The 23,157-nt window shown below is 51.9% G+C and carries 20 protein-coding genes; 12 read left to right on the top strand and 8 right to left on the bottom strand.

Translation table 11 applies throughout. The features are described 5' to 3' along the window. Positions 1-182 precede the first annotated feature (182 nt). The 7 genes from DCW36_RS03570 (at position 183) to DCW36_RS03540 (ending at position 8,286) form a co-directional block, all read left to right on the top strand. Positions 183-1,553: a PQQ-dependent sugar dehydrogenase gene (locus DCW36_RS03570; protein ID WP_114779610.1), complete on the top strand. Its 1,371-nt coding sequence runs from the start codon at positions 183-185 to the stop codon at positions 1,551-1,553. 158 nt (positions 1,554-1,711) lie between these two features. Then, positions 1,712-3,334 carry a hypothetical protein gene (locus DCW36_RS03565; protein ID WP_125185199.1) on the top strand — a complete coding sequence of 541 codons (1,623 nt, stop codon included), beginning with the start codon at positions 1,712-1,714 and terminating at the stop codon, positions 3,332-3,334. 431 nt (positions 3,335-3,765) lie between these two features. Further along, positions 3,766-4,107, top strand: a complete 342-nt coding sequence (locus DCW36_RS03560; protein ID WP_114779606.1) for a hypothetical protein — start codon at positions 3,766-3,768, stop codon at positions 4,105-4,107. Between the two features lie 11 nt (positions 4,108-4,118). Beyond that, positions 4,119-5,744: a DUF4396 domain-containing protein gene (locus tag DCW36_RS03555; protein WP_114779604.1), complete on the top strand. Its 1,626-nt coding sequence runs from the start codon at positions 4,119-4,121 to the stop codon at positions 5,742-5,744. Then, complete coding sequence (locus tag DCW36_RS03550; RefSeq protein WP_125185198.1) at positions 5,741-6,979, top strand: cell wall-binding repeat 2 family protein; 1,239 nt, start codon at positions 5,741-5,743, stop codon at positions 6,977-6,979. The genes DCW36_RS03555 and DCW36_RS03550 overlap by 4 nt, the downstream gene beginning before the upstream one ends. Next, positions 6,976-7,293 (top strand): hypothetical protein, encoded by a 318-nt coding sequence (locus tag DCW36_RS03545; protein ID WP_114779600.1) that lies wholly within the window; start codon positions 6,976-6,978, stop codon positions 7,291-7,293. Before DCW36_RS03550 ends, DCW36_RS03545 begins: the two co-directional genes overlap by 4 nt. A 180-nt stretch (positions 7,294-7,473) precedes the next feature. Then, positions 7,474-8,286, top strand: coding sequence for a DsbA family oxidoreductase (locus tag DCW36_RS03540; protein WP_114779598.1), 813 nt, complete (start codon positions 7,474-7,476; stop codon positions 8,284-8,286). 49 nt (positions 8,287-8,335) lie between these two features. Here the strand turns inward: DCW36_RS03540 and DCW36_RS03535 are convergent, their stop codons facing one another. The 5 genes from DCW36_RS03535 to DCW36_RS03515 all read right to left on the bottom strand — a co-directional run bounded on the left by DCW36_RS03535 (position 8,336) and on the right by DCW36_RS03515 (position 13,785). After that, positions 8,336-9,949, bottom strand: coding sequence for a hypothetical protein (locus tag DCW36_RS03535; protein WP_114779596.1), 1,614 nt, complete (start codon positions 9,947-9,949; stop codon positions 8,336-8,338). 41 nt (positions 9,950-9,990) lie between these two features. Further along, positions 9,991-10,932 carry a cation diffusion facilitator family transporter gene (locus DCW36_RS03530; protein WP_114779594.1) on the bottom strand — a complete coding sequence of 314 codons (942 nt, stop codon included), beginning with the start codon at positions 10,930-10,932 and terminating at the stop codon, positions 9,991-9,993. Between the two features lie 112 nt (positions 10,933-11,044). Further along, positions 11,045-12,301: a cation:proton antiporter domain-containing protein gene (locus tag DCW36_RS03525; RefSeq protein ID WP_114779592.1), complete on the bottom strand. Its 1,257-nt coding sequence runs from the start codon at positions 12,299-12,301 to the stop codon at positions 11,045-11,047. 52 nt (positions 12,302-12,353) lie between these two features. Next, positions 12,354-13,313 (bottom strand): cation diffusion facilitator family transporter, encoded by a 960-nt coding sequence (locus DCW36_RS03520; protein WP_114779590.1) that lies wholly within the window; start codon positions 13,311-13,313, stop codon positions 12,354-12,356. Beyond that, entirely contained in the window at positions 13,297-13,785 is a 489-nt protein-coding gene (locus DCW36_RS03515; protein ID WP_114779588.1) for a transporter substrate-binding domain-containing protein, read from the bottom strand. Before DCW36_RS03515 ends, DCW36_RS03520 begins: the two co-directional genes overlap by 17 nt. 239 nt (positions 13,786-14,024) lie before the next feature. Between DCW36_RS03515 and DCW36_RS03510 the strand changes: the two genes are divergently transcribed. Both DCW36_RS03510 and DCW36_RS03505 read left to right on the top strand, forming a co-directional pair. Then, positions 14,025-15,662 (top strand): alpha-amylase family protein, encoded by a 1,638-nt coding sequence (locus DCW36_RS03510; protein WP_114779586.1) that lies wholly within the window; start codon positions 14,025-14,027, stop codon positions 15,660-15,662. A 78-nt stretch (positions 15,663-15,740) separates the two neighbouring features. After that, a complete protein-coding gene (locus DCW36_RS03505) occupies positions 15,741-17,345 on the top strand; it encodes an alpha-amylase family glycosyl hydrolase (RefSeq protein WP_114779584.1) in 1,605 nt (534 codons plus the stop codon). 60 nt (positions 17,346-17,405) lie between these two features. Here the strand turns inward: DCW36_RS03505 and DCW36_RS03500 are convergent, their stop codons facing one another. Both DCW36_RS03500 and DCW36_RS03495 read right to left on the bottom strand, forming a co-directional pair. Next, positions 17,406-18,128, bottom strand: a complete 723-nt coding sequence (locus DCW36_RS03500; protein WP_125185197.1) for a hypothetical protein — start codon at positions 18,126-18,128, stop codon at positions 17,406-17,408. A gap of 11 nt (positions 18,129-18,139) precedes the next feature. Further along, positions 18,140-18,787 carry an outer membrane beta-barrel protein gene (locus DCW36_RS03495; RefSeq protein ID WP_114779582.1) on the bottom strand — a complete coding sequence of 216 codons (648 nt, stop codon included), beginning with the start codon at positions 18,785-18,787 and terminating at the stop codon, positions 18,140-18,142. An 817-nt stretch (positions 18,788-19,604) separates the two neighbouring features. Here DCW36_RS03495 and DCW36_RS03490 point away from each other — a divergent pair. Next, positions 19,605-20,381, top strand: a complete 777-nt coding sequence (locus tag DCW36_RS03490; protein ID WP_114779579.1) for a transporter — start codon at positions 19,605-19,607, stop codon at positions 20,379-20,381. 215 nt (positions 20,382-20,596) lie between these two features. Here the strand turns inward: DCW36_RS03490 and DCW36_RS03485 are convergent, their stop codons facing one another. Beyond that, positions 20,597-21,139 carry an NUDIX domain-containing protein gene (locus DCW36_RS03485; protein ID WP_114779577.1) on the bottom strand — a complete coding sequence of 181 codons (543 nt, stop codon included), beginning with the start codon at positions 21,137-21,139 and terminating at the stop codon, positions 20,597-20,599. 317 nt (positions 21,140-21,456) lie between these two features. Here DCW36_RS03485 and DCW36_RS03480 point away from each other — a divergent pair, with 317 nt between their 5' ends. Both DCW36_RS03480 and DCW36_RS03475 read left to right on the top strand, forming a co-directional pair. Beyond that, positions 21,457-21,681 carry a hypothetical protein gene (locus DCW36_RS03480; RefSeq protein WP_114779575.1) on the top strand — a complete coding sequence of 75 codons (225 nt, stop codon included), beginning with the start codon at positions 21,457-21,459 and terminating at the stop codon, positions 21,679-21,681. 203 nt (positions 21,682-21,884) lie between these two features. Further along, entirely contained in the window at positions 21,885-22,820 is a 936-nt protein-coding gene (locus tag DCW36_RS03475; protein ID WP_240676036.1) for a DUF2382 domain-containing protein, read from the top strand. Positions 22,821-23,157: the final 337 nt, after the last annotated feature.

The following is a 23,157-nucleotide window of genomic DNA, read 5'->3' as shown; positions in this document are numbered from 1 at the left end:
CTGTTGCGACAGAGGGGAATACCTGTGGCTTATAAAATAACGTAAACCAGCTCTAAGAGAGAAATCTTGAAAAGGACAGACTCGTTGCAACAAAGTCCTGTGTAACTATAAAGCAAGCTACACCGTCTGTTTATAAAACTTGCTGATTTAAAGTACTTTTGGATTAACGAACGCAACTGACTATGAGAAAAAACTTACTATACACCTGCCTGGGTGTGCTGCTTTTCTATTCCTGTACATCCTCACCTTCTTCCGAAGAAACAACTGATACAGCTGATACCGCCACCGCCACTACCGAACAGGCTTCCGTGGACTCCGTCGGACTTCAACTCATTGCCTCCGACCTTGTTTCCCCTGTTTTCCTGACGCAGCCGGTGGATGACGACAGGCTGTTTATACTGGACCAGGTAGGGGAGGTGCGCGTGGTGAAGGACGGCAACCTACAGCCAGCGCCTTTCCTGGATATCAAAAGTAAGATCGTAAAGCTAAAGCAGGAGCATGAGGAACGGGGGCTGCTGGGGCTAGCGTTCCACCCGGAGTTCAAGCGCAACGGGAGGTTCTTTGTGTACTACAGCGCACCTTTACGCAAGGAGGCGCCCAAGGAGTTTAACAACACCAGCGTGATAGCACAGTACACGGCAAGCGGCAGCAACATGGAAAAGGCTGACCCAGGTTCAGAAAAGGTGATCATGTACGTGGACCAGCCGCAGGATAACCATAACGCCGGCACGCTTATGTTCGGTCCGGATGGTTACCTGTACATCAGCCTAGGCGACGGCGGCAACAAAAACGACATCGGCACGGGCCACGTGGCGGACTGGTATAAGAAGAACGAAGGGGGCAACGGGCAGGACCTGAAGCAGAACCTGTTGGGCAGCATCCTGCGCATCGATGTGAACAGCGGCGCTCCGTACGGTATTCCTTCCGATAATCCCTTTGCCGACGGCAGCAAGGGCATGAAAGAGATTTATGCCTACGGCCTGCGCAACCCGTACCGCTTTTCAATTGACAAAGAAACAGGGATGGTCATAGCCGGCGATGCGGGGCAGGTGCTGTACGAGGAGATGAACGTGATCAAGAAAGGCGCCAACTATGGCTGGAACGTGAAGGAAGGCACCAGCTGCTTCAATGCCGCCGATAACAAAAACCCCTTACCGGACTGCCCGGACCAGGACAGCCTGGGCACCAAATTTACTGACCCCGTGATAGAGTTTAAGAACTCCATGAGTTTCCCGCAGGAGGGCCTGGGCATCGTGGGTGTGGGCGGCTGCGTGTACAGGGGGCAGAAGTATGAAGGACTTGACGGAAACTACCTGTTCGGCGTCTGGACGCAACACCACGGCAAACCAAGCGGTGCTATTTTCGCTGCGAAAGTATCCGGTGATACAGGTCCGTGGCAGTACCGCAAACTGCACTTCAAAAACAGGCCCAACAACGCCTTTGGGCACTACCTGTTAAGCTTTGGCCAGGACAACAGCGGGGAGTTGTATTTGCTTGGGAATGACAACGAAGGGCCAACCGGGAAAACAGGTAAAGTATATCGCATTGAATAACCAGGAACTACAAGGGGCGCTTCATACCTATGAATATATCTAACATTATTCATGTGTAGCAAGTATACCTTGTGGAGGTAGTGTTATGGGGGCAAAAAATAAATGTGACCAAGCGCCTGAAAGGTGATTGGTGAGTTAAAAACCACAAATTTTATCAGATGAAAAAAAATGAGGCTTCCAGAGTAAAGTACCTGGCTTACGTTATGGCGCTTCCTGCCGTGCTGTTATTCTCCTGTTCGGGCAAAGAAGAGACGCGCGGCGATGAGGAAGAGGAGGCGGTGCAGGAGGTACACCAGGAAAGCCGGCGCAAAATAGACCCGTCGGCCATTGTTCTGCCGGCAGGCATGAAGATAGAAGCTGTTGCCGAAGGCCTGAGCTACCCCGTGGACGTGACCTTCGACGACAAGGGCAATACTTACATCGCCGAGGCAGGCGGCCATACCTACGGCACCAAACCGGACCGGGCACCGGAGGCACGCATCCTGCAGCTGCTTCCCGACGGTACCACCAAAGTGCTCTACGACAAAGTGGTGCCCATGAACATCATCAAAAACAAGGCGTCTTCCGAAGACATGGAAGAAGGCCTGATACCGCCGCTGACCGGCGTTACCTACCACGACGGCAAACTATACATCTCCCACCGCAGCCGCTATTCCACCTACGACCTGGAGTCAGGAGAGTTTGAGACCATCATCAACGGACTGCCTTCCTGGGGCGAGTTCCTGAATGCCAAACCGATCTTTAAAGACGGCAAAATGTATTTCTTCCTGTCCACACAAGGCAATACAGGTGTGCAGGAAAAGCATTGGGTAGAGGTGATCAACGATTTCAATAAACCCGAAGCCCGCGAGATACCCGGCGAGGACGTGACTTTGACAGGCAAGAACTTCTGGGTGCCCACCGATAAAATGACCATCGTGGACGCGGACTCGCTGGAGACAGGCGTGTACGTGAAGCTCGGCGAGAAAACAAAGGCAGGACAGGTGATAAAAGGACAGGAAGTCTGCAACGGCGCTTTCTTCAGCTGCGACCTGGACGGCAATAACATCAAGCGCATTGCCTGGGGGCTGCGCTCCAGCTTCGGTTACCGCTTCTCCCCCGATGGCAAACTCATCACCACCATGAACAGCGCTAACCCCATGCCGCCGCGCGGTTTATACTTCGACTATGAGCCGGTGTATGAAATCGTGCAGGGCGAGTGGTACGGCTGGCCCGATTTCTTCAGCGGCATTCCGATCACAGACGAACGCTTTAGTGGCAAAGAAAAGAGATGGGATTTTGTGCTGACCGAGGAGACGCACCGCAAGCTGCTGAAGGGAAAAGACAAACCACGCCAGCCCATCGCGCTGCTGCCGGTGCACAGCGCAGCCCAGGGCATGGTGTTCGGCAACAGCGCTTTCGGTGTGCCGGAGCAGGACATACTGGTGGCGGAGTTCGGTACCATCGTGCCGGAGTTCAAAGGCAAGGAGTATCATCCAAAACTACCCAAAGGAATGCCTGAAGAGGAAAACGCGCCAACGGGCGTAAAGTATAACTGGCCGGGCTTTAAGGTGCAGCAGGTAAACCTGAAAACAGGCGAGGCAAAAGATTTTATCTATAACAAGAACAGCCTTCCGTCTTCCGTAAAAAATACCGGCGGCCTGGAGCGTCCGCTGCAGATGGAGTGGGGCAAAGATGGCGCATTATACATCGTGGACTTCGGTGTGGTAGAGTTTGACGACACCGGTATGAACGCCATGCCCTTTACCGGTGTGCTCTGGAAGGTGAGTAAGGGGGAGTAATAGCTCGTGGGTGTAAATCATCCTCCTGCTCACTGAAAAGCTAATAATGAAGGGAAAATTTGTCTGCAGCTGCGACCATTGCTTTTGCTGCTCAAAATAAAGTTATACTGCTTCAAGTTTCCAACTTGGAGCTTCCATTGGGGCAAGTTTTCAACTTGCGTGGCTATAAAAACTGGTCTGCGCAGGCACGAAAGTTGAAAACTTTCGTCATAAAAAGCTCCAAGTTGGAAACTTGAAGCAGTAAGTTTTTCCCTACAAGATTAGCTTGGGATGGGATAGGGGGATGACAAGCATTGCGGATTAAGCTTTGCAGGATACGGGGACAAGGATGTCCCCTTCAGAAAGCTTCGGGACAAGCATGTCCCGAAGAGCAGTAGAGCAGTAGATAGACTGACAAATTTTTAAACAAGTATAAACCAAACATATAAACTATGGCCGTTGCCGCTACGATATTCTTCTTTATTGCCATGCTGGTGGGGGCCTTGCTGCTGTCGCATGTGCTGCAGGGGAAGATGGCTCCGAAAAAGCTGCTGATGCTGCATGCCGGGAGCTTTGCCCTGGGGCTGTTGCTCCTGATCCTGTTTGCCATCATCACCGATAAACCTGAAAAACAGATTGCGACCATCGTGATTTTTGCGGTGGCTGCCCTGGTTGGCTTTATGCTTTTTTCGCAGAAAAAAAAGCACCAGCATATGCAGAAGTGGCTGGCCATTGTGTACCAGGCAATAGGTATGGGTGGCCTGATCTGGCTGCTCATTTTTGTGTTGAACTAAAAAGATAAACTATGAAGTGGACATATCCGGTCCTGACTTTTTTGGTGGTGCTCATACTTGGGTTTGGCCTTCTGAATGTGCTGAAGGAAGACCTGGAAGTAGCTCACTGGACGGAGAAAGGAGCCATGGAAGGGCGCATGATCGCACACACCAAAAACGTGACCCGTGTAGTGGCCAAAAATGCCACCGACCTGCACGAGTACCTGAAAACGGCCATTCCTTACGAGGAGGCAAAGGTGGCGGACATGGCGCCGTCCGAAAAGAACTGGCAGGCGTTTGTAACGCAAAGTATAAAAGTAGCCGATAACCCGCGCCACGTGCTGGTGCTGCCGGGCGGCAGCAAAGAGGCTTTACAATGGGCCCTGCCCGCCATCTACTATGCCTTCTACTATGGCTCCCCGGTGCTTTTTGCCGAAAACGGCCAGTTGACCGGCCAGAACGCAACGCAGTACCGTAATGCAAAAGCGTTTATTGTGGGGCCGGAGGAGCTGATACCATCTGATATAGAAGATAACTTTGAAGATGCCGAACGTGTAGCGGGCAAAGACCTGACGGACCATGCCATAAAAATTGCGGAGATGCGCGACGATGCCTACGAGTTTGGCTGGGGCCGCGTACGTAACCGCCGCACCGGCTATTTCCACTATGTGGTTACTACACCCAAACACGCCCTGGAAGGACTGGCTGCTTTGCCTTATGCCGTCAGTAACAATGCTTCGCTGCTGTACGCCGGTGACGAAGGCGGACTACCCGCTGCTTTGGACCGCTACGTCTGGAGCCAGCGCACCGACTGGATGGTATCGCCGTCGGAGGGGCCGTTCAAGCATTTCTGGCTCGTGAGCAATGATGTGAGCTATGCCGCCCAGAGCCGCCTGGACTTCTCCATCGAGAAAGCCGAATACCCAAGTATGGGTCCGGTTGCGATGGGCTATATGGAGGCCCTGGCCATCATGCTCATCGTGCTGGGCATTGCTTCGGCCATTTTCGTGATGATCCACAGCACCTATACGTTGCACATGGTGCACATGCCCATCAAAATCGCCTGGGCCATGACCTCGCTGGTGCTGCCTGTACTCGGGCCAATCCTATACCTGAACTCCTATCGCCGCCCAGCCTATAAAGATGAAAAGGGCATGTGGCATTGGCTTCGTCCGCAGAACATACAAAGCGCCGCCGCTACGGCCATGGGCTTTGGCTACGGCGCGCCTACCATGATTGCGGTCGGTTTCCTGTTCGTTTGGTTCGGTTTCCCGATTTTCTTCCCGGAGTGGATAGAGGGGCCTTTCTTCTGGCTCGGGGCCGGCATGCCGATCATGATGATTGCCATGTATGTGCTGACGGTGCTTATTGTGGTGCCGATGGTGCAGTACCCGATGAAGGAAATGATGATGGACATGCCGAAGAAAAAGCTGGTGATGATGGCTTTTAAAACCACAGCGCTAAGTATGGCCGCCGTGAGTTTAGGCATGATGACAACCGCCTGGTGGACGATGATGTACCACATCCCGATGATGCCGAAGGAAGACGACATCCTTTGGTTCGGGGTAATGTGGCTGGCTTCTTTTGCCGGTTTTCTGGTAGCATGGCCGCTTAACTGGCTCATGATCCGTTCTCACTTAAAACCCGGAAACGTATGATTCGATTACGCTATATATACGCGCTTGCTATACTTGCTGTGCTCAGTTCCTGCGGCAAAACCGAAGGACCTGCTGGCGCCGGTAGCCTGCCTTTACAGAACGAGGCCAGCTTTACGGCCTACACGGTAAGGCTGCCCGGCAGAACGCCCGAAGAGCAGGCGATACTTTTAACGCAGACCGTTTACCCCGCTACCCGTGAAGACAATGCGGTGGGGGCCATTATACTTGTTCCGCAGGATGAGATTATTGCCTTCACAGCCATGCAGAGCATTACGCACATGCCCGTAAACGCGCCGCTGATGTACCTGACCAAAGACAACCATGTATCCGAAGCCACCCTGCGCGAGATGAAACGGCTGAAGCCGGATGGCGTGCTGAACGACAGGCGGATAGATGTGTACGCTGTGAACGTGCCGGAGGCTGAGGTGAACAAGGTACGGGAAATTCTGGGCTACAAGGTCAGGACGTTTTATGCCGACAACCCGGTACAGCTAGCTGAGATCCTGGACCGCTGGCAGGGCGCCCTGAAGTCTGATCACCCGGATGAAGTGATTATGTCTGCCCTGGACCACCCGGACGCGCTGAAGCACGGTATCGGGGCCATGGGCTGGAACGCGCACATGGGTAAGGGCTTTGCCTGGGTGTACAAAGACTCCATACCGGAAGCTACCAAACGCATACTGAAAAGACGCTCCGGCGACCACGGCTCCTACATTTACCTGACCGGCGGCCCGGACGTGATATCGGACAAAGTTGCCAGGGAGCTGGGCCGCTACGGTTTGGTCAGGAGAATCTTTGGCGAAAACGTGTACGCTTCGAACACCGTGAATGCCGGCTACAAAGACTATGGCCGCAACTATGGCTGGTGGTGGAACTGGGAGCAGCGAAGCCTGGGCTGGGGCATTGCGCAGGCGGGCCACAACTTTATCATCGGCAACGCCGACAACATGCTGGGCATGATACCGGCGGCTGTGCTGGGGCACATGGGCAAGCACGGGCCTATACTGCTGGTGGCGCAGGACAGCGTGCCCCAGGCCGTAAACAAATACCTGACCATGGTGAAGCCTTTCCCGACAGGGCCACAGGAAACCATCCTGAACTATGCCTGGATTATCGGTGATACAGGTACGGTATCAGAGGCTACGCAGCGGGAAGTGGATTTCCTGCTGTCGCCGTTCAAGAATCCAAAGGCAGCTAAACCGCTTTCAGAAGCAGACACACTACAGAAGAAATGAACAACCATACCGATAAAAAAGACGCAGACTTAATTGTAGGCTACACCAATTACGACCCGGAAGGGCACGCGGTGTACCATTCCGCCATCCTGAAAATGGCCATCATCTGGGCTATCGTTTTCGGGCTGATACTTGGCTTTGTGGGCTACATGATTTCTTCCGGCGCCTGGCCCATCCGCGACCTGGGGCAGTATGCTACTTCGGGTACTGCTGTGGGTATTTTCGTGGGAGCCGTGATAGGTATAGCTTTAGGGGGGCTGATAGGCGCCCTGATGGGCATGGGCAAGATGAAGCACAAGAGCCCGAACATGTAAGTATGGCAACCGAAAAAGAGGAATGTGCCCGCGAGCAGGTAAAAGAAAGCGGCAGTTCTCCTTCTGCCAGGGCCATTCATGGTGCCATCTGAAAAAGTAAAAGCCGCCGTACCAAGCCGGGAAAACCAAAGGTGCGAGTACCCGCACAAACGCCCGTAGCCAAGAACGAACAGATAACCTATGACTGATAAAGAAAGCAAACCAAAGAGCAACAAACAACAGGCAGGGTCGGTGGAGATAACATACTACACCGACCCTCTTTGCTGCTGGAGCTGGGCACTGGAGCCGCAGTGGCGCAAGCTGCGCTACCTGTACCAGGGCCACGTGAAATGGCGCTACCGCATGGGCGGCCTTATCCCGAACTGGGACAATTACAACGATCCTATGAACGCCATCACCAGGCCGCTGCAGATGGGCCCCTTGTGGATGGAGGCCAAGTACAGTTCCGGTATGCCAATCCAGGACAAGGTGTGGTTTCAGCAACCGCCCAAGTCGTCGTACCCGGCCTGCATTGCCGTAAAGGCTGCCGAACTGCAGTCGCCGGTGGCGGCGGAGGTGTACCTGCGGCGGGTGCGGGAGGCCATTATGCTGCACGGCCAAAATATTTCGGAATGGGAGGTACTGCTGCAGGTAGGGCAGGAGCTGGCACAGGAGCAACCGGAGCTGCTCGATATCGGCCAACTTAAACAGGACATGAGCGGCGAAGCAGCCCGGAAAGCGTTTGAAGACGACCTGCAACAGGTTCGCCTGCACAGCATCAGCCGTTTCCCGACGCTGACCATGCGCCGTGAAGGAAGCGGGGAAGGCGTGCTGGTGGTGGGCTACAGGCCTTTTGCGGCGCTGGAGAAAGCCTTGCAGCAGGTAGCACCCGAACTGGAGCCGTTACGGCAACCAATAGAGGAGCAGGATTACAGCCGGTACTGGGGCAGCCTGACAGCGCGTGAGCTGGAGGAAGCGCTGTGCAGTGCGCCAGGCACCGCCGGCCGGATTTAGTTAAAGTTAACAGGTGCAGTGGCTGTGGTGGCTGGAGCAGCAAAATAAATCAGGGCTTGTCCTGGAAGAGGGCCAGGTGCTGGATAACGGTTCTGCTTTCCAGGCCGCCGGCTAAAGCGCCTGTTAAAACACCCAGCGTGCTGATGAAAGCCGCCAGTCGTATCTTGGCTGTCAGATTAATCTTAGGCTGGTCCAGCAGGGTGGGCCAGGTTTTCATTAAGCCTTCCGGGAAAATGTAGAGCTCCGTGAGGAGCATCAGGCCGCCAACGAGCACAAACAAACCAATGCAGGCCAGCAGAATGCTCAGGAAAATAACGGTATTGGCAACGGCTAAATGTTCGGTCAGCACCCGCTTCTCTTCGCGCGGCAGGAACAGCGACTGCACCTGTACCAGGTAAAAACTGGCAGCCAGGATGCTGATGATGGTAAAAATAATAACCGTCCGATTGGGCATGTTCAGCCCGACATCCCACATCTCCGCCGAAAATACAAGCAATACGGATGGGGCTACGGCAGCGGTAGCCAGGCCTGGCAGCGACAGCGGCAGCAACGGCGCCCAGTTGCGCAGCAGGGGGCGCAGCACATCCATGGGGTGGCGCAGGGCCATCAGCACATGAAAAATCAGGCTTTCCATGACGTTGCCGCCACGCAATTCGCGCTCGGGCATGCGCTCGCCCCGTTTTCGCAGCAGCGCCTGCTCGGCCGGGGTGAAGCGTGGCAAGGCTGTACGGTCTTCCCGGAACTCGAAGGGCTTCATGATGTGGCTGTTGTCCAGCTCCCGGTGGCGCAGACCGACCACGTGCCCCAGCAGGTGCAGCAACAAGGCTCCCCCGTTCCACCTGACGGCCTCGGAGGTGATGGAACGCATCGGCCTGCCACGCGGGGCCGTTACCAGCTTGCGGGTAGAAATTACCAGCACCCGGCTTACGGGCGAGGCCAGGCCTGCCTCCACGCGCTTGCGCCGTGACATCAGGGCCACATCCGTAAGCACCACCACCAGGTCGTACGGTCCTTCGGCCATGCGCAGGCTGGCATCTTCCAGGAAATCGGAGGGGCGCCTGGGGGAATCGGAGGTAAGCACGCTGGGCTCCGTTACATGAAAGTTCCACTGCAGCCCCATCGCCTGCTGCATTTCCTGCTGCACATCGCGGGTTAGCTGGTCTATGAAACCCTGCATACCTTCTTTGTCCAGTGCCTGCGTGTGCGCCACCAGGATGCCTACGTTCATTTCAGGGGTAGGGGCGGGTCCCTGCGCTTCCTGCACATCGGAAATAAAACGCTTCGTGGAAGTAAGGGCCCTGACAAATTTAGTGGTGGAAGCAACGCGGGTGGCGCGTAGTAGCCGGATGGCCCGCAACAGCCGGAAGGCCCGGAAAGCCGGAATGACCAAGGCAAGCAGGGTTATCCAGTTTTGTTTGATGTAAGCTAGCTTGCGCGGCGCCAGGAAGAGCTTGAGCACAAATTCAAAAATAAACAGCACCCAGATGGCCGTTACGATATGCTCCTGCGTTTGGGATAGTCCCTGGGTGAGTTCGATTACCAGGAACACCAGCCAGAGGAGGGCCAGCAGAAACATAGGCGCTTCCAGCGATGCCTCCAGTTTGTAGAGCAGCCGGTACCGCCGGCGACGCTGCTTGCTTTTGTCTGCTACCAGGTTGTTCACACGTTCTTCTGTATTTTTTTCCGGATGAGCTCTTTTAAAAATTATACACCTGCGGAGGTTGCTCCTGCACTTTTGGAGGTGATGGATTTTGCTTCGATGAAGATGCGCTTTACTTCGGGGTGATTTTTTAAGATAGCGGCTTCGAGCCGGGCAATGGCTTTCTCTATTTCGGTAGCCGATAGTTCGCTTTTGAACTTTATATCCATTGCCAGCAGAATTTCAAAAGGGCCCATGTGCATGGTAAGCGGCGGGGCAATCTGTGCTACTGCCGGATCGGAGGTGGTTAAGCGGCTGATACTTTCCACCACCAGGCGGCTGGCGCCTTCGCCTATCAGCAGCCCTTTACTTTCAATCACCAGGAACACCGACACGGCAGCCAGTATTAAACCAATTACAACAGAGGCAAGTCCGTCGAATAAGGGATTGTTGAGCTGGTGGCTCAGGAAAATGCCCAGGAAGGCAACTACCAGTCCCAGGATGGCGGCCGTATCTTCGAACAGGACTGTAAAGGTGGCGGGGTCTTTACTGGCGCGGAGGGCCCGGATAAAATTTTTGTCGGTTCTGCTTTTGGAGAAGCTCTTATAGGCCATGGTCCAGGCGATTCCTTCGAACACCACGGCCAGGGCAATAACGATGTAACTCAGCGTCGGGTCTGCAATGGGTTCGGGATGCTGCAGGTGCGTAATGCCTTCGTACATCGACATCCCGCCACCAACGGCGAATATCAGGATAGCTACAATAAGCGACCAGAAGTAAAGCTCTTTTCCATGCCCGAAGGGGTGCGAGGCGTCTGCCGGTTTCTGACTGTTGCGCAGCCCCAGCAGCAACAACAGCGAGTTGCCTGTATCTACGAGCGAGTGTATCCCTTCTGATAACATGGCGGAACTGCCACTGAGGCCGGAGGCGATAAACTTTGTAATGGCAATAGCCAGGTTAGCCACCAGGGCACCGTAGAGCGGAAGTTTCGAAGACTTTACATTCATAGTTTTAAAGTTTTCTGTTGGTACGACACCAAAGCGGAGGAGTTGTTTTTCTGCTTCCTTAAAGCCAAAAGAGTAAATGGATTCAGCAAAAGCATGTTGGAAAGCATTGTTGCTAGTTGCCTGCCGTCTTGTGTGCTTTTTTCAGGCCTGTTTTGGAGCCATACAGGCGCGTGAGCGGAGTGGCGCTCATACCATGTACGACCACCGAAGCACAGATAATCAGGCTTACCACATCCCAATAAAGCGGGTTCTTTAACTTATGTTCTGCTAAAGAACTGTAATAAATGGCAGCTACTGCTATTGGCCCGAACCAACCGAGAAATAAAGCATCCTTTTTGTTGCGCAGGTCTGGCAGGAAAAAGCTAAGTAACAGCAACACCGGCGGACGACGCAGCAGCAGTATGGCAGCTGCGAGCAGGATGCCGCTCCAGCCAAGCGAGAACCAGCCGCTCCAGGGAATGGCCGTGCCCAGAAGGGCAAAAACAGGGATAGCGAAAAAGCGATTCATGGCCTCCTGCCCGTGTTCCTCTTCTCCCCGCTCTTCCTCGTTCACAATCTGCACAAAGGTTATTCCAGCTGCAAACACAACCAGCACCTCATCGCTATGGATAAGCTTGCCTGCCCCAACGGCAACCAGGGCTAAGGCAGCCGTGTATACCAGCCGCCAGTTTTCCAGTATCATGTCATGCTTCTCGGCAAACCGGAGCAGCTTTGCTGCCACAAATCCCAGCAGTAACCCAAATGTTGTGGCCCCTAGCACTTCCCAGAGGAGCGTGTGCGTGAGCCAGTGAGAGAGCGCTTCATCCGAAGGTTTTGTCAGCATCAGGAGCGGCAGGTACACGAACAGATAGCTAAGTCCGTCGTTTGCACCGGATTCAAACGAGATAGCGTTCCGGATTCTTTCCGGGATGTTTTTCTCGGCAACCGGACCCGTAACGATAGGCGTTGCAGCGATTGGGTCGGTAGGCGCAAGGATGGCCCCTATCAGGGCCGCCACCCATAGCGGGACACCAAGTATCAGGTAAACCAGCAGCGAACTGGTAAGCCACATGAGCACCATGCCTGCGCCAATCAGGGTGAGCATCTGTCCCCAGTTCTGCCGCGGAAACATCTTCGGAATTCGTAGCGCCACACTTACCAGCCCGATACCCAGCACCAGGCGAGCTGCAACTTCCATTATTTTAGATTTGTTGCCTAATGTTTCCGGGTCTATCAGGTTGAGCACTTCCGGGCCAACCAGAATACCAACCAGCAGGGCCAGCAGGGTGGCAGGAAAGGGGCTTTTCTCCAGCTTTTTGGAACCAAGTCCCAGCACCAGAACAAGGCCTCCTAAAACTGTTACAATAATATTGACGGAGTTTGTGTTCATCTTACTTTTGAAAATTTTGTTTGTCGGAGTAAGTGTTTTGCTCTACGTCTGCTCAGGCTTTCTCTTTCTCCGGGAGCTTTTTCACCGGCATGATCAGGAACTCCTGTATGCGCCAATCCAGCTTTTGCACTTTCCGGGCGGCATCTTCCACCAGCTGCGTCAGGTTATCGTCCTGGTTTGCGATCACAAAGCCTTCGCCCAGGTAAATGTGCCCTTCCTCGCGGAGGCGGATGTTAAAGTCCTTGATCCAGCTTTCTGCGGCCAGCGTGTCTTTTATCTGGTCGACCAGCGGGTCTGTTTTCTGATTATCCACGGTTTTGGGCACCTCATCCATCAGGTCGAACACAGCCTGTTTTAAGTTGACAAAGCCATCGTGCACAATATCGGCTGAGATCACCAGCGCGGCCACGGCATCGGCCCACCACCAGCCCATGCCAATGCCCAGCACCCCGAAAATGGCGGCAGCGGCGGTCATCCAGTCGGCTTTGTTCATTTTGGCATCGGTGTACAGGTTTTTTTCGTGCAGCTTTTCGGCAAGCGGCAACTTCTTCTTCCCTAAAAAAATAGCCGGAAATGTTCCCCATAGCAGGGCCGCTATCATCAGGTAGCCCAGCCAGACCTGGTGCCCGAAAATTACCACGGTGCCAATGGTGGCATGTTCTGTCATGATCAGCGTCATGACCGAGTCAATCACCAGGAAGCCACCGATGGAAAAGAGCGCCAATGCGCTGCACAGGTAGGCGATGCTGGTGACGCGGTGGTAGCCGTACGGAAAATCTTTGTTAGGTGACTTATGGAAAATATGCGAGGCAATCAGAAAAGAAACGGACGGGGTGAGGCTGAGCAGATCCTCGAACCAGGCCGTTTTCATGGCCTGCGAGTTGCCCATGGTAAAATAGATGGCGAGGGATGTGGAGATGAGGTAGGCAATGGTAAGCCACTCGAGGCGTTTGGCTTTTTTGAAGTCCTGCTTCAGCTCGTCGGGGTATTCAAAATCATTTAACTTCTTCATGCTGCACACGTTTTTTTAGTTGCTGTTCACGCTCGTACAGGAACCGCTCCAGGTGCACGATAAAAGCGTTTTCGCCCCGGATGGCTGCTATCACATGCTTCTTTTTCCCCTGCTGTACATACACCCTGGTTAAACCGACTTTTTTCTTCCAGGGATTGCTTTTGGTGATGCCGGCAATTACCAGGTGGATTTTCTTTTTCTCCAGGTCTTCGAACAGGTTTTGTTCCGTGTCGTTTTGCCACGCTACTTTGGCGTTGATTGTTGTGGCAAAGGCCTTGATCAGTTCCGGTTCTATACCGGTGGGCACACTGTCTGAGGCAACAACCCAGGGCGGATTTTCGGAATACCCCACCAGCAGGGTGCCGTTTGTTACGTTCTCCAGCGTGTTTTCAGGATCTTTCGGGAAGTTGCCGCAGCTGCTGCAACACCACACCAGGAGAAAGAGGAGAACCAGGTACCTGTTTTTTTTCATTTGTAAAAAGCTGTTGCTGTTGTTCTGCCATATATAGTGTGCATGCTGTGTTTTTGTTTCAGGAGCAGCGGGAATGGTGGCTGCTGCAGCAGAACTTTACGTGTGCAGCAGGTGTGGTGGCAGGCGCTTTGTATTATTTTAGGGCTATATAACCCTTGCCGGAGCCTTTCCGTTTTGTGTTAGAGTAGCAGAACAGGATAATTTTTAAGGCGCCACAGCAAACGTAAAGCAACAACAGCATGGATGAACTCTGGTATAAGGATGCGATATTTTACGCCGTAGATGTGGAGAGTTTCCAGGACGGGAACGGGGATGGTACGGGTGATTTTAAAGGACTGGCCAGCCGCCTCGACTACCTGGGCGAAATGGGCGTTACCTGCCTCTGGCTGCTGCCTTTTTACGCCACCCCAAACCGCGACAATGGCTACGATGTGAAAGACTACTACTCCATCGACAGCCGCCTTGGAAGCCTGCAGGACTTTTCCGATTTTGTGGCTGCTGCCCGGGAACGCAACATCCGCATCCTGATCGACCTGATCGTGCACCACACCTCCGATGAGCATCCCTGGTTTCAGGCCGGCACCATGGATACCACCTCCAAGTTTCATGATTTTTATGTGTGGCGCGAAGAGAAACCGCAGCAGGAAACCGAAAACATTTTCCCGGGTGAGGAAAGCAGCGTGTGGTCTTACGAAAAGCGGGCGGGAGCTTATTACCACCATAAATTCTACAGCTTTGAGCCGGACCTGAATGTAGCTAACCCCGAGGTGCAGGAGGAGATAAAATCCATCATCGAGTTCTGGCTGGCATTTGGGATTGACGGTTTCCGGGTAGATGCGGCAACACATTTATTGAGCGGGAAAGGCACACCGGGGACAAGCGTGAAACGCCCGGCAGCCTTTCTGAAAAGCCTCCGGAAAACGGCTACTAAAAAGAGCGCTTCCACTATTCTGCTGGCTGAGGCTGATGTAACGCCCGATAAGCTGGGCTTCTACTATGGCAGGGGCGACCGCATCAACATGCTCTTCAACTTCCTGCTCGATAACTATATTTTCCTGGCGCTTGCCCGCGAAGAAGCGGAACATGTGGCTGAATTCCTGGAAAGGCCGCTGCCGCACTACCGTTGCCAGTGGGCCAACTTTCTGCGAAACCTCGATGAGCTTGACCTGGAGCGCCTGTCGGAAAAGGAGCGGCAGGATGTGTTTAAGCGTTTCGCACCCAAAGCGGAGATGCGCATTTTTAACCGGGGCATCCGGCGGCGGCTGGCACCCATGCTGAACGGCGACCGGAAACACCTCGAGATGGTGAACAGCTTGCTCTTTACCATGCCCGGCTCCCCGCTTATCGTGTACGGCGACGAAATTGGCATGGGCGAAGACCTGGACCTGCCGGGCCGCACCAGCGTACGCACCCCCATGCAGTGGGACAGCAGCACGAACGGCGGATTCTCATCAGCTCCAACTTCAAAGCTCTTCCGGAAGCCCGTTACAACAGGTCCTTTCGGCATTAAACAGGTGAATGTGGAAGCGCAGCTGCACGACGATAATTCATTGCTGAACTGGATGAAGCGGCTGATTCTGATCCGGAAGAACTGTAAGGAAATTGGCTGGGGCACGCCTAAGGTTGTGAAGGCAAGCCTGCCCCAGGTGCTGGTGCATTCCTACGACTGGGAAGGCAATGGCCTGGTGTTTGCCCATAACCTTTCTTCCAAGCCCTGCCGGTTTTCCATCACCTCCCGTAAGTTTCATCCGCGCCAGTTTGTGGATATTTTCTGCGACACCGATTATGAGCCCACCGCCGAGCACACGACCGAAATTTACCTCGAAGGCTATGGCTACCGGTGGTTCCGGGTGAACGAACTGAAGAAAAAGCAGTAGCAGTGGCTGTGGTGGCAGCTGCAGCAACGTAAAAACAGCACAAGTAGTACGATGTAAGATTCCTAAACGATAAGCAGGATGAATGAGAATCAGAAAAAGCATCTTTGGTGGCAGGAGGGTGTTATCTACCAGGTTTACCCCCGCTCGTTCCAGGACAGTGATGGCGACGGCGTCGGCGACCTGCGCGGCATCACCAGCCGTTTGGATTACCTGCAGTGGCTGGGCATAAAAGGCATCTGGCTTTCGCCTGTTTTCTCGTCGCCTATGGCGGATTTTGGGTACGATATTTCCGATTACCGGGGCATCCATCCGCTGTTCGGTACCCTGGAAGATTTTGACGAGCTGCTGAAACAGGTGCACGCGCGCAACATGAAGCTGCTGCTGGACCTGGTGCCCAACCACACCTCCGACGAGCATCCGTGGTTCCAGGAGTCCAGGTCGTCGCGCGACAACCCCAAGCGCGACTGGTACCTCTGGTACGATGCCAAGCCCGACAACTCCGAGCCCAACAACTGGCTCAGCGTGTTTGGCGGCAGTGCCTGGGAGTGGGACGAGCACACGCAGCAGTACTATTACCACGCCTTCCATACAAAGCAACCCGATCTGAACTGGCGCAACCCCGAGGTGCAGCAGGCTATGCTCGATGTGATGCGGTTCTGGCTCGACAAGGGCGTGGACGGTTTCCGGGTAGATGTGATGTGGCACATGATCAAAGACAGCCAGTTGCGCGACAACCCGCCCAACCCCGACTACAACCCACTGGAGCTGCCCTACCGGCAGCTGCTTCCCATTTACTCCACCGACCAGCCCGAAGTGCACGATATTGTAAAGATGATGCGGGAGCTGATGGACCAGTACGACGAACGGGTGATGATCGGGGAAATTTACCTGCCCATTTCCAGGCTCGTTGCGTATTATGGTGTCGAGAACCAGGGCGCGCATCTGCCCTTCAATTTCCAGCTGCTCGCATTGCCCTGGGATGCAAAACTACTGGCGGCCGCTATCTCGGAGTATGAAGGCGCGCTGCCGCCGGAGGGCTGGCCCAACTGGGTACTGAGCAACCACGACAAACCGCGCATCACCAGCAGGGTGGGCAAGGCACAGGCCCGCGTGGCGGCTATGCTGCTGCTTACCCTCCGCGGCACGCCCACCATCTACTACGGCGACGAGATAGGCATGCGCGACGTACCCATTCCGCCCGAAGAAGTGCAGGACCCGCAGGGGCTCAACATCCCGGACAAATACCTGAGCCGCGACCCGGCTCGCACGCCCATGCAGTGGGACAACAGCGAGTACGCTGGCTTCTCCAATGTAAAGCCCTGGCTGCGGCTGCCGGAATATTTCAGAAGGGTGAACGTAAGCGAGCAGCAGGGGAGTCCGTTTTCGATGCTCTCGCTCCACCGGAGGCTGATACAGCTGCGCCAGGACGAGCCGGCCTTACACATCGGCGAGTACGCTCCCGTGCATGCCGACGACCAGATGATTGCCTACATCAGGCAGGCGGGCGAGCAGCGTTTCCTGGTTCTCCTGAACCTGAGCCACCGTCCCTGCTACTTTAAAGCAGCTCATGAGCATTACAAGGGCCTGATTGTTGGCAGCACGTACCCGGAGCGCGAAGGTACCAGCATCAGCGACACCATTACGCTGAGTGGGGATGAGGGGATTATTGTAAGGTTGGAGTAGGGGAGGGTGAAATCAAAAGCGCCTGACTTCTGTTGAGCCAGGCGCTTTTTGGTGTTGGAGTTAGCGGCTGAAGAAGTAGCCCATGCCAACGTTGAAGTCTTGTGGCGAAAGACTTAAAATAAGTTGATTGGTTTTATAACTACTTTCAAAGTTATACTTATTAGTATGTTCATCACGGATATATCGTAAACCTCCAAGTATAGCTCGTAAATTTATCCGTTCTGAAACAAAGTAAGTAATTCCAGGTGATAATGCTGCAGAATAAATTCTGTTTTTACTCGTAACACTTTGCTCTAAAAGTTGAATACTGCCGTTTTCGTCAAAATTAAAACCACTATGCTTCGATTCATCATTGTATTGATTAAAACCAGCCGAAGCGATAGCCAGGAAAGCAAATTTTTCTGACATGAAAAAATACTTTTCGATATAAGAACTAAAAGAATAGACTTGTACTTTTTTTCTATAGGGTCTACTTAATTCCTCTCTGGAGTAAGTGAAGTGATTGTTTGTTATGTGGGTGCGGTTCTGGAACTGGAAGGCCACACCTACTTCCAAGTTTTCTGTAATAAAGTAACCAAAGCTTGGCGCCAGGTATAAATGCTGCTGCTTATTCGTTGTTTTATTAAGAGCTATTACATTATTGCTTGGTATTCCCTTGCTTTCCTTGCTAGAGTTTCTGTAACCTATGCTTCCGCTTACAACTTTTGTGCCCGCCTGAATTTGCGCAATTGTGTTAGCTGTACAACTAAGCAGAACAATTGCTGTTAATAGTAGTCTTATCATGGCAGTTACAGTTAGCGGGATATGAAGTAACTTAATCCAAATGTTATAGTAGAAAGCGAAAGATTAGCCCTGAAATCTTTTTCAACATTTTTGCCCATTCCATTCTCTGGCTTGGTTGTAATTCTTTTATATGCTAATGAGCCAAAATTTGTATTGATGCCAAACCTGTCTGTAACAAAGTAAGTTAGCCCCGGATAAATGCCTGCCTCCAACACAGTTTCGTGGTTCTCGTGTTGGTTATCGCCCGGATCTGTAATATACTTATTTTTTCCTGCCAGGACATAACCTGTGCCATGCAGCATTAATCTGTCCAGTAGTTGGGTATACTTTCGCAAGTACGGGGAAAGATTTACCCCATACATTTTTGATGCAGAGTTGTATGTTTCTGACTTACTCGAGTAATAGTTCAACCCCAAACTAGCTCCAATTTCCAAACCATCAGAAATAAAGTATCCAAAACTTGGAGTAACATATACCCCTGCACCTTTACCAATGATGGTTATTGTCTGCTGACCAGCAGGATCAAAGGAAGTGGATTCATTATCTGTAGCAGAAATGTTTACATTCCCCGAAATGGCAATACTCCCCTGCGATGTCTGCGCAAAAGCACTACCTGCCCCGCAAACTGCCAGTAAAGCAGCAAAAATAAGTTTCTTCATGTTTGTCTTCAATTGAAAAGGTTGATTTGTTATTGATTTTGTAAAATGCTAAATACTTGGTAATAAATAAGGAAAAATAAGGCAAAAGCGCTTTTGCAGCCTGGAAAGTATAATTTACCGGCGAAACTCCAGCAGAAATAAAAAAGGATAGAATTAATATTTATGTGGCCAAATATAGTATTATATTTTTATTGTACAATTGTAGAAAAGCTAATAATTTTATTCTAAAATATTTTTGTACAAAAAATAACTGACTACCACAGTTTTATCTATTTGGGGATTACTACTTAGGTATCCTGTAGTAAATACTGAAATGTCAAGAACAACTACCTATTTTGACTTGTTTTAGTAGACCAGCGGAACAGGAAAACGTATATGCCTCCAAACGGATTTACAGAAGAATCTTTTGCAGGAGCAGCTTTTAGTTGGTTGAGCTGTTACCATACCAGGGGTTACATAAATTGATTATCGTAATATTGGTAAAGGTAAAATTCTGTACATATCCGGGTGATTATTGGTAGTATCATTTCTGAATGGGTGCCAGGAATGATTTTTACCATTTTATGGATAAGGGAGTCATCGTGTTGGAAATGTTGCAGAAAGTTATGAATGGCTCCCTTTTCTTTTTCTTCAGCAATCCACTCATTTTCTTTATAAGGTTACTACGGTTATTCTCAGTTGCCAATACAGCAGGCATGAGCATGACTGTCATGATTCGTAAATCTTAACTATCCGGGCAAACAGGTCGTTTTCAGGCTATGGGTACTTTTATTGAATTGTGCCCGTATAAGTGCTGTGTATGCGATATGAATGAAATATGATAAAATATGTATGGTTGCTGGTATGTGGTAACCTCCTGTTCTTTTGTGCCGGTAGTGCGTTTGCACAGCAGGCTGAAGATAAAATTCAAACAGATCGTCCGGATCAGACGGAAGCTTCTTCTTTAGTCCCGAAAGGTAACATACAGATAGAAACGGGCTATTTAGTACAAAAGGACAGGCTGCAGGAGCAAAGCATTAAAACACATAACTATCCTGCAGCCAATATGCGGATTGGTCTTTTAGAGTGGGCAGAAGTTCATGTGTTGGCAGCTATCAAAGATTCTGTTTTTGAAAATGGAACGAGGCGAAGAGTAAGCGGCGTAGGTCCGGTAGTTCTAGGTACGAAGATAAAACTTTGGACAGGAGCAGGATGGCGGCCAGAGGCGTCCTTTATTGCAAGAGTTACACTGCCAACCGGAAACAAAAGGATGTCACCTGATAAGCCGGAACCACAGTTCCGGCTTCTGTTTACAAACGAACTAACAGAAAAACTGGATCTGGCTTATAACCTGGTTTACAACCGGTTGGAAGGGGTGTCTTTACCAGCCTATACAGCCTCTGCCAGTTATGAGTTGTCGGACACGTTTACTTGTTTTGCAGAGGTGTTTGGACAGAAAGAAAAAGGCGAAGCAGCACAACATCAGGCAGATGGAGGAGTTCTGTTCTTCTTGTTACCCAATCTGCAGCTTGATGTAGCACTTGGCTGGAACCTCACTAAAAGCGCACCCTATTTTTTTATGACTACAGGCCTGTCTGTGCGGTTGCCCCGCTAATTGTAATGCAGATGATTTTTAGCAGAAAAACACAAACGGACCAGGGAATAGAAGTCGTAAGTAGGAGGTACTGTATAGGTAATATAAATTCTGCTGCACCAGCCACCTTAGCCTCTGCTGCTGAAACTGTGGCATCCGGTATGTTTGAGATGGTGAAGGGGGCAGCCTTGTGAAAACTACTGGCGATGTAACAACACAAGCAGCACAGCCAAAAGTCAAAGTCGTACGTCCGGCTTTTTCAGGAATACCTGGTGCCGTGCTGCCAGCCACTGCACGGCAATTATAGTTTTGGCGTCATACCACTTCTGAGTCAGGAGTTCCTCCAGTTCCAGCGTAACCAGCTGAATGTTTTCGTGCGCTTCGTCTTTTCCGCCGCCCGCATTTTTTTTACGGCTTACTTCGGCATAATACAGGAACACTTTTTCGGTGCAGGCGCCGGGCGAGCTAAAAAAATCCCAGACATGCTCCAGCTTGTCGACCGCATACCCGGTTTCTTCCTCAATTTCTTTTTTTATGGTCTCTTTGGGGTTGCTGTCGTCCACTACGCCCGCCACCACTTCTACCAGTTCCATTTCGGCGCTGTAACGAAACTGCTTCACAAAAATATACTGCTCCTCCCGGGTGTCGTAAACCAGGGCAGCAGCAGCGTTTCCGCTTTCAAACTGCTCCCGCTCAAACGTCTCGCCCTTGTCTTCCAGAACTACTTTCCGGAAAGCGTAAAACCCTTCGTAAATCGTGTGCTTGTCCTTAATCTCCATATGCGCTCCTGCTTTAGTCTCTTCTGAAATTTGATACGGGAAACATCAGGTAGTGGTATAGATTACAAGCAAACCCTACTCACCAGGAATGTGGTTTTGTGGTGGGTAGGGCTGTGGAAGCCGGATGGGTGTGGGTGTTAAATGCCTGCGTAACATCAGTTAGATATTATATACTGAAGCAGTAGCCTGTGAAGCAGAAGCTGGCTGCAGCTGAGGAAAGGGTGGGCGGTGAGGCGGAGTTGAACAAGTAAACACGGTACCCGTAAAAGACTAACTGAAACAATTTTTTTCATGTTTAAACCCAAACCCAAAATCATATGGCTGAGCTGGATGTACGACCAAAAAAGAAAAGTCCGTGGTGGCTGTGGCTGCTGCTGGCATTAATTGTAATAGCGGTTATTTTCTTCTTCGTGGGCAACGACGATAACAAGATGGAAGAGGATGATACGTATGAACCGGAAACCGGTGCTGTCGATTCTCCGTCTGCCACTTTTTATGCCTTTACCAACACAGTTGCTTTGCCCGCTCAGAAAACAGCCTGAACAGGACACGAAGCAGTGCTGGCGCAAAAAGGCAGCAGTAACCGGTATGTCCAGCAAAAGCAGTTTCGCTGGAATGTGGATTTTACCTTCGGTGATGCCGGTACACGACCGGCATAGATTTAACGCAGTATGATTGGGCTGTCCTGTTGCAGCCAATCATATAAATCTTAAAAACAGGAATATTCTTAAAACAACCAAATGCTATGGACACAAATAAAGAATACAACAGAGAGAACCTTTTACTGGAGCTGGGCGGCAGTTCGTACGAGGTGGTGGAAGGCCAGCCCGATATCCGGGGCTGGACCGTTAAAAATGACCTGGGCCAGACCGTGGGCGAGGTGGAGGACCTGTTAATCGATCCACAGGCCCTGAAGGTGCGTTACATCGTACTCGACCTGGAAGGAAATGTGCTGGACCTGGAACCGCGCGATGTGCTGGTGCCTATCGGCCTGGCCGAATTACACGAGTCGGATGACGAGGTTTTTATTCCGCGGGTAACGCCGGACCAGCTTGCATCTTTGCCGGAATATCATTCGGGTACGTTCAGCAGTTCCATCGAAGCTTCGGTCCGGAACGTGTTTGCGGGCGTAGGTTCTGCCGACCTGAACGACAGGACCGGCTATTACAATCACGAACATTTTAGTGAAGAAAACCTCTACCGCAGGCGCAACACGCCGCCACCCGCTGCCGGCACAACCGATACCTCCGGTACAATTCCCGTTGTGGAAGAAAACCTGAATGTTGGGAAGCGCACCGTGGAAACAGGCGGCGCCATCATCCGGAGCAAAGTGGAGGAGCGACCGGTAGAGGAAAATATCAACCTGCGCGAGGAGCATGTAAACATAGAACGGAACCCGGTGAACCGTCCTGCTACTGGAGCAGACATGGCAAACTTTAAGGAAGGTGAAATCGAGATTACCGAACATGCCGAAGTGCCGGTTGTGGAGAAAGAAGCGCGCGTGGTGGAAGAAATTACCATTGACAAGGAGGTGGAAGAGCACGACGAAACCATCCGGGACACAGTACGCAAAACCGATGTAGATATTGACGACCTGGACAGAAGAGACCTGGACCGCGACAGGAATACCGACCGGGACAGGAACAACCCCGACAGAGACAGTCCGCGTGCTATGCCATAAGAATTACTTAACCTGAACTCGGGAATCGTAACAAGGTCACACTATTGTTGTTCTAATATCGAAGAAAAAAACCTTTCCAGTTTTCGCAGGAGGAGCCTTCTACATGTTCCGGTGCTGAGCTCTGCTCAGCAGCCCGCAGCGGAGCGAGGGCAGGTTCATGTAGACAGCGACGGATGCGAAAACGCGGCCGCGCGGCCGAGGAGCGCATAAGTTTGCAATAGAACGATAAATCAGATGGCAATGCATGAACAGTTACTGTAAGTTGTAAAACTTATAATTCCCGAGTTCAAGTTACATATACAAATACCCAAAAGGGCAGATGTTGCGTCTGCCCTTT

It is taken from the genome of Botryobacter ruber, from assembly GCF_003347595.2.
GTDB lineage: Bacteria > Bacteroidota > Bacteroidia > Cytophagales > Hymenobacteraceae > Pontibacter > Pontibacter ruber_A.
Note: the sequence above shows the minus strand (reverse complement) of the source record. Positions and strands in the feature narration are given on the sequence as shown.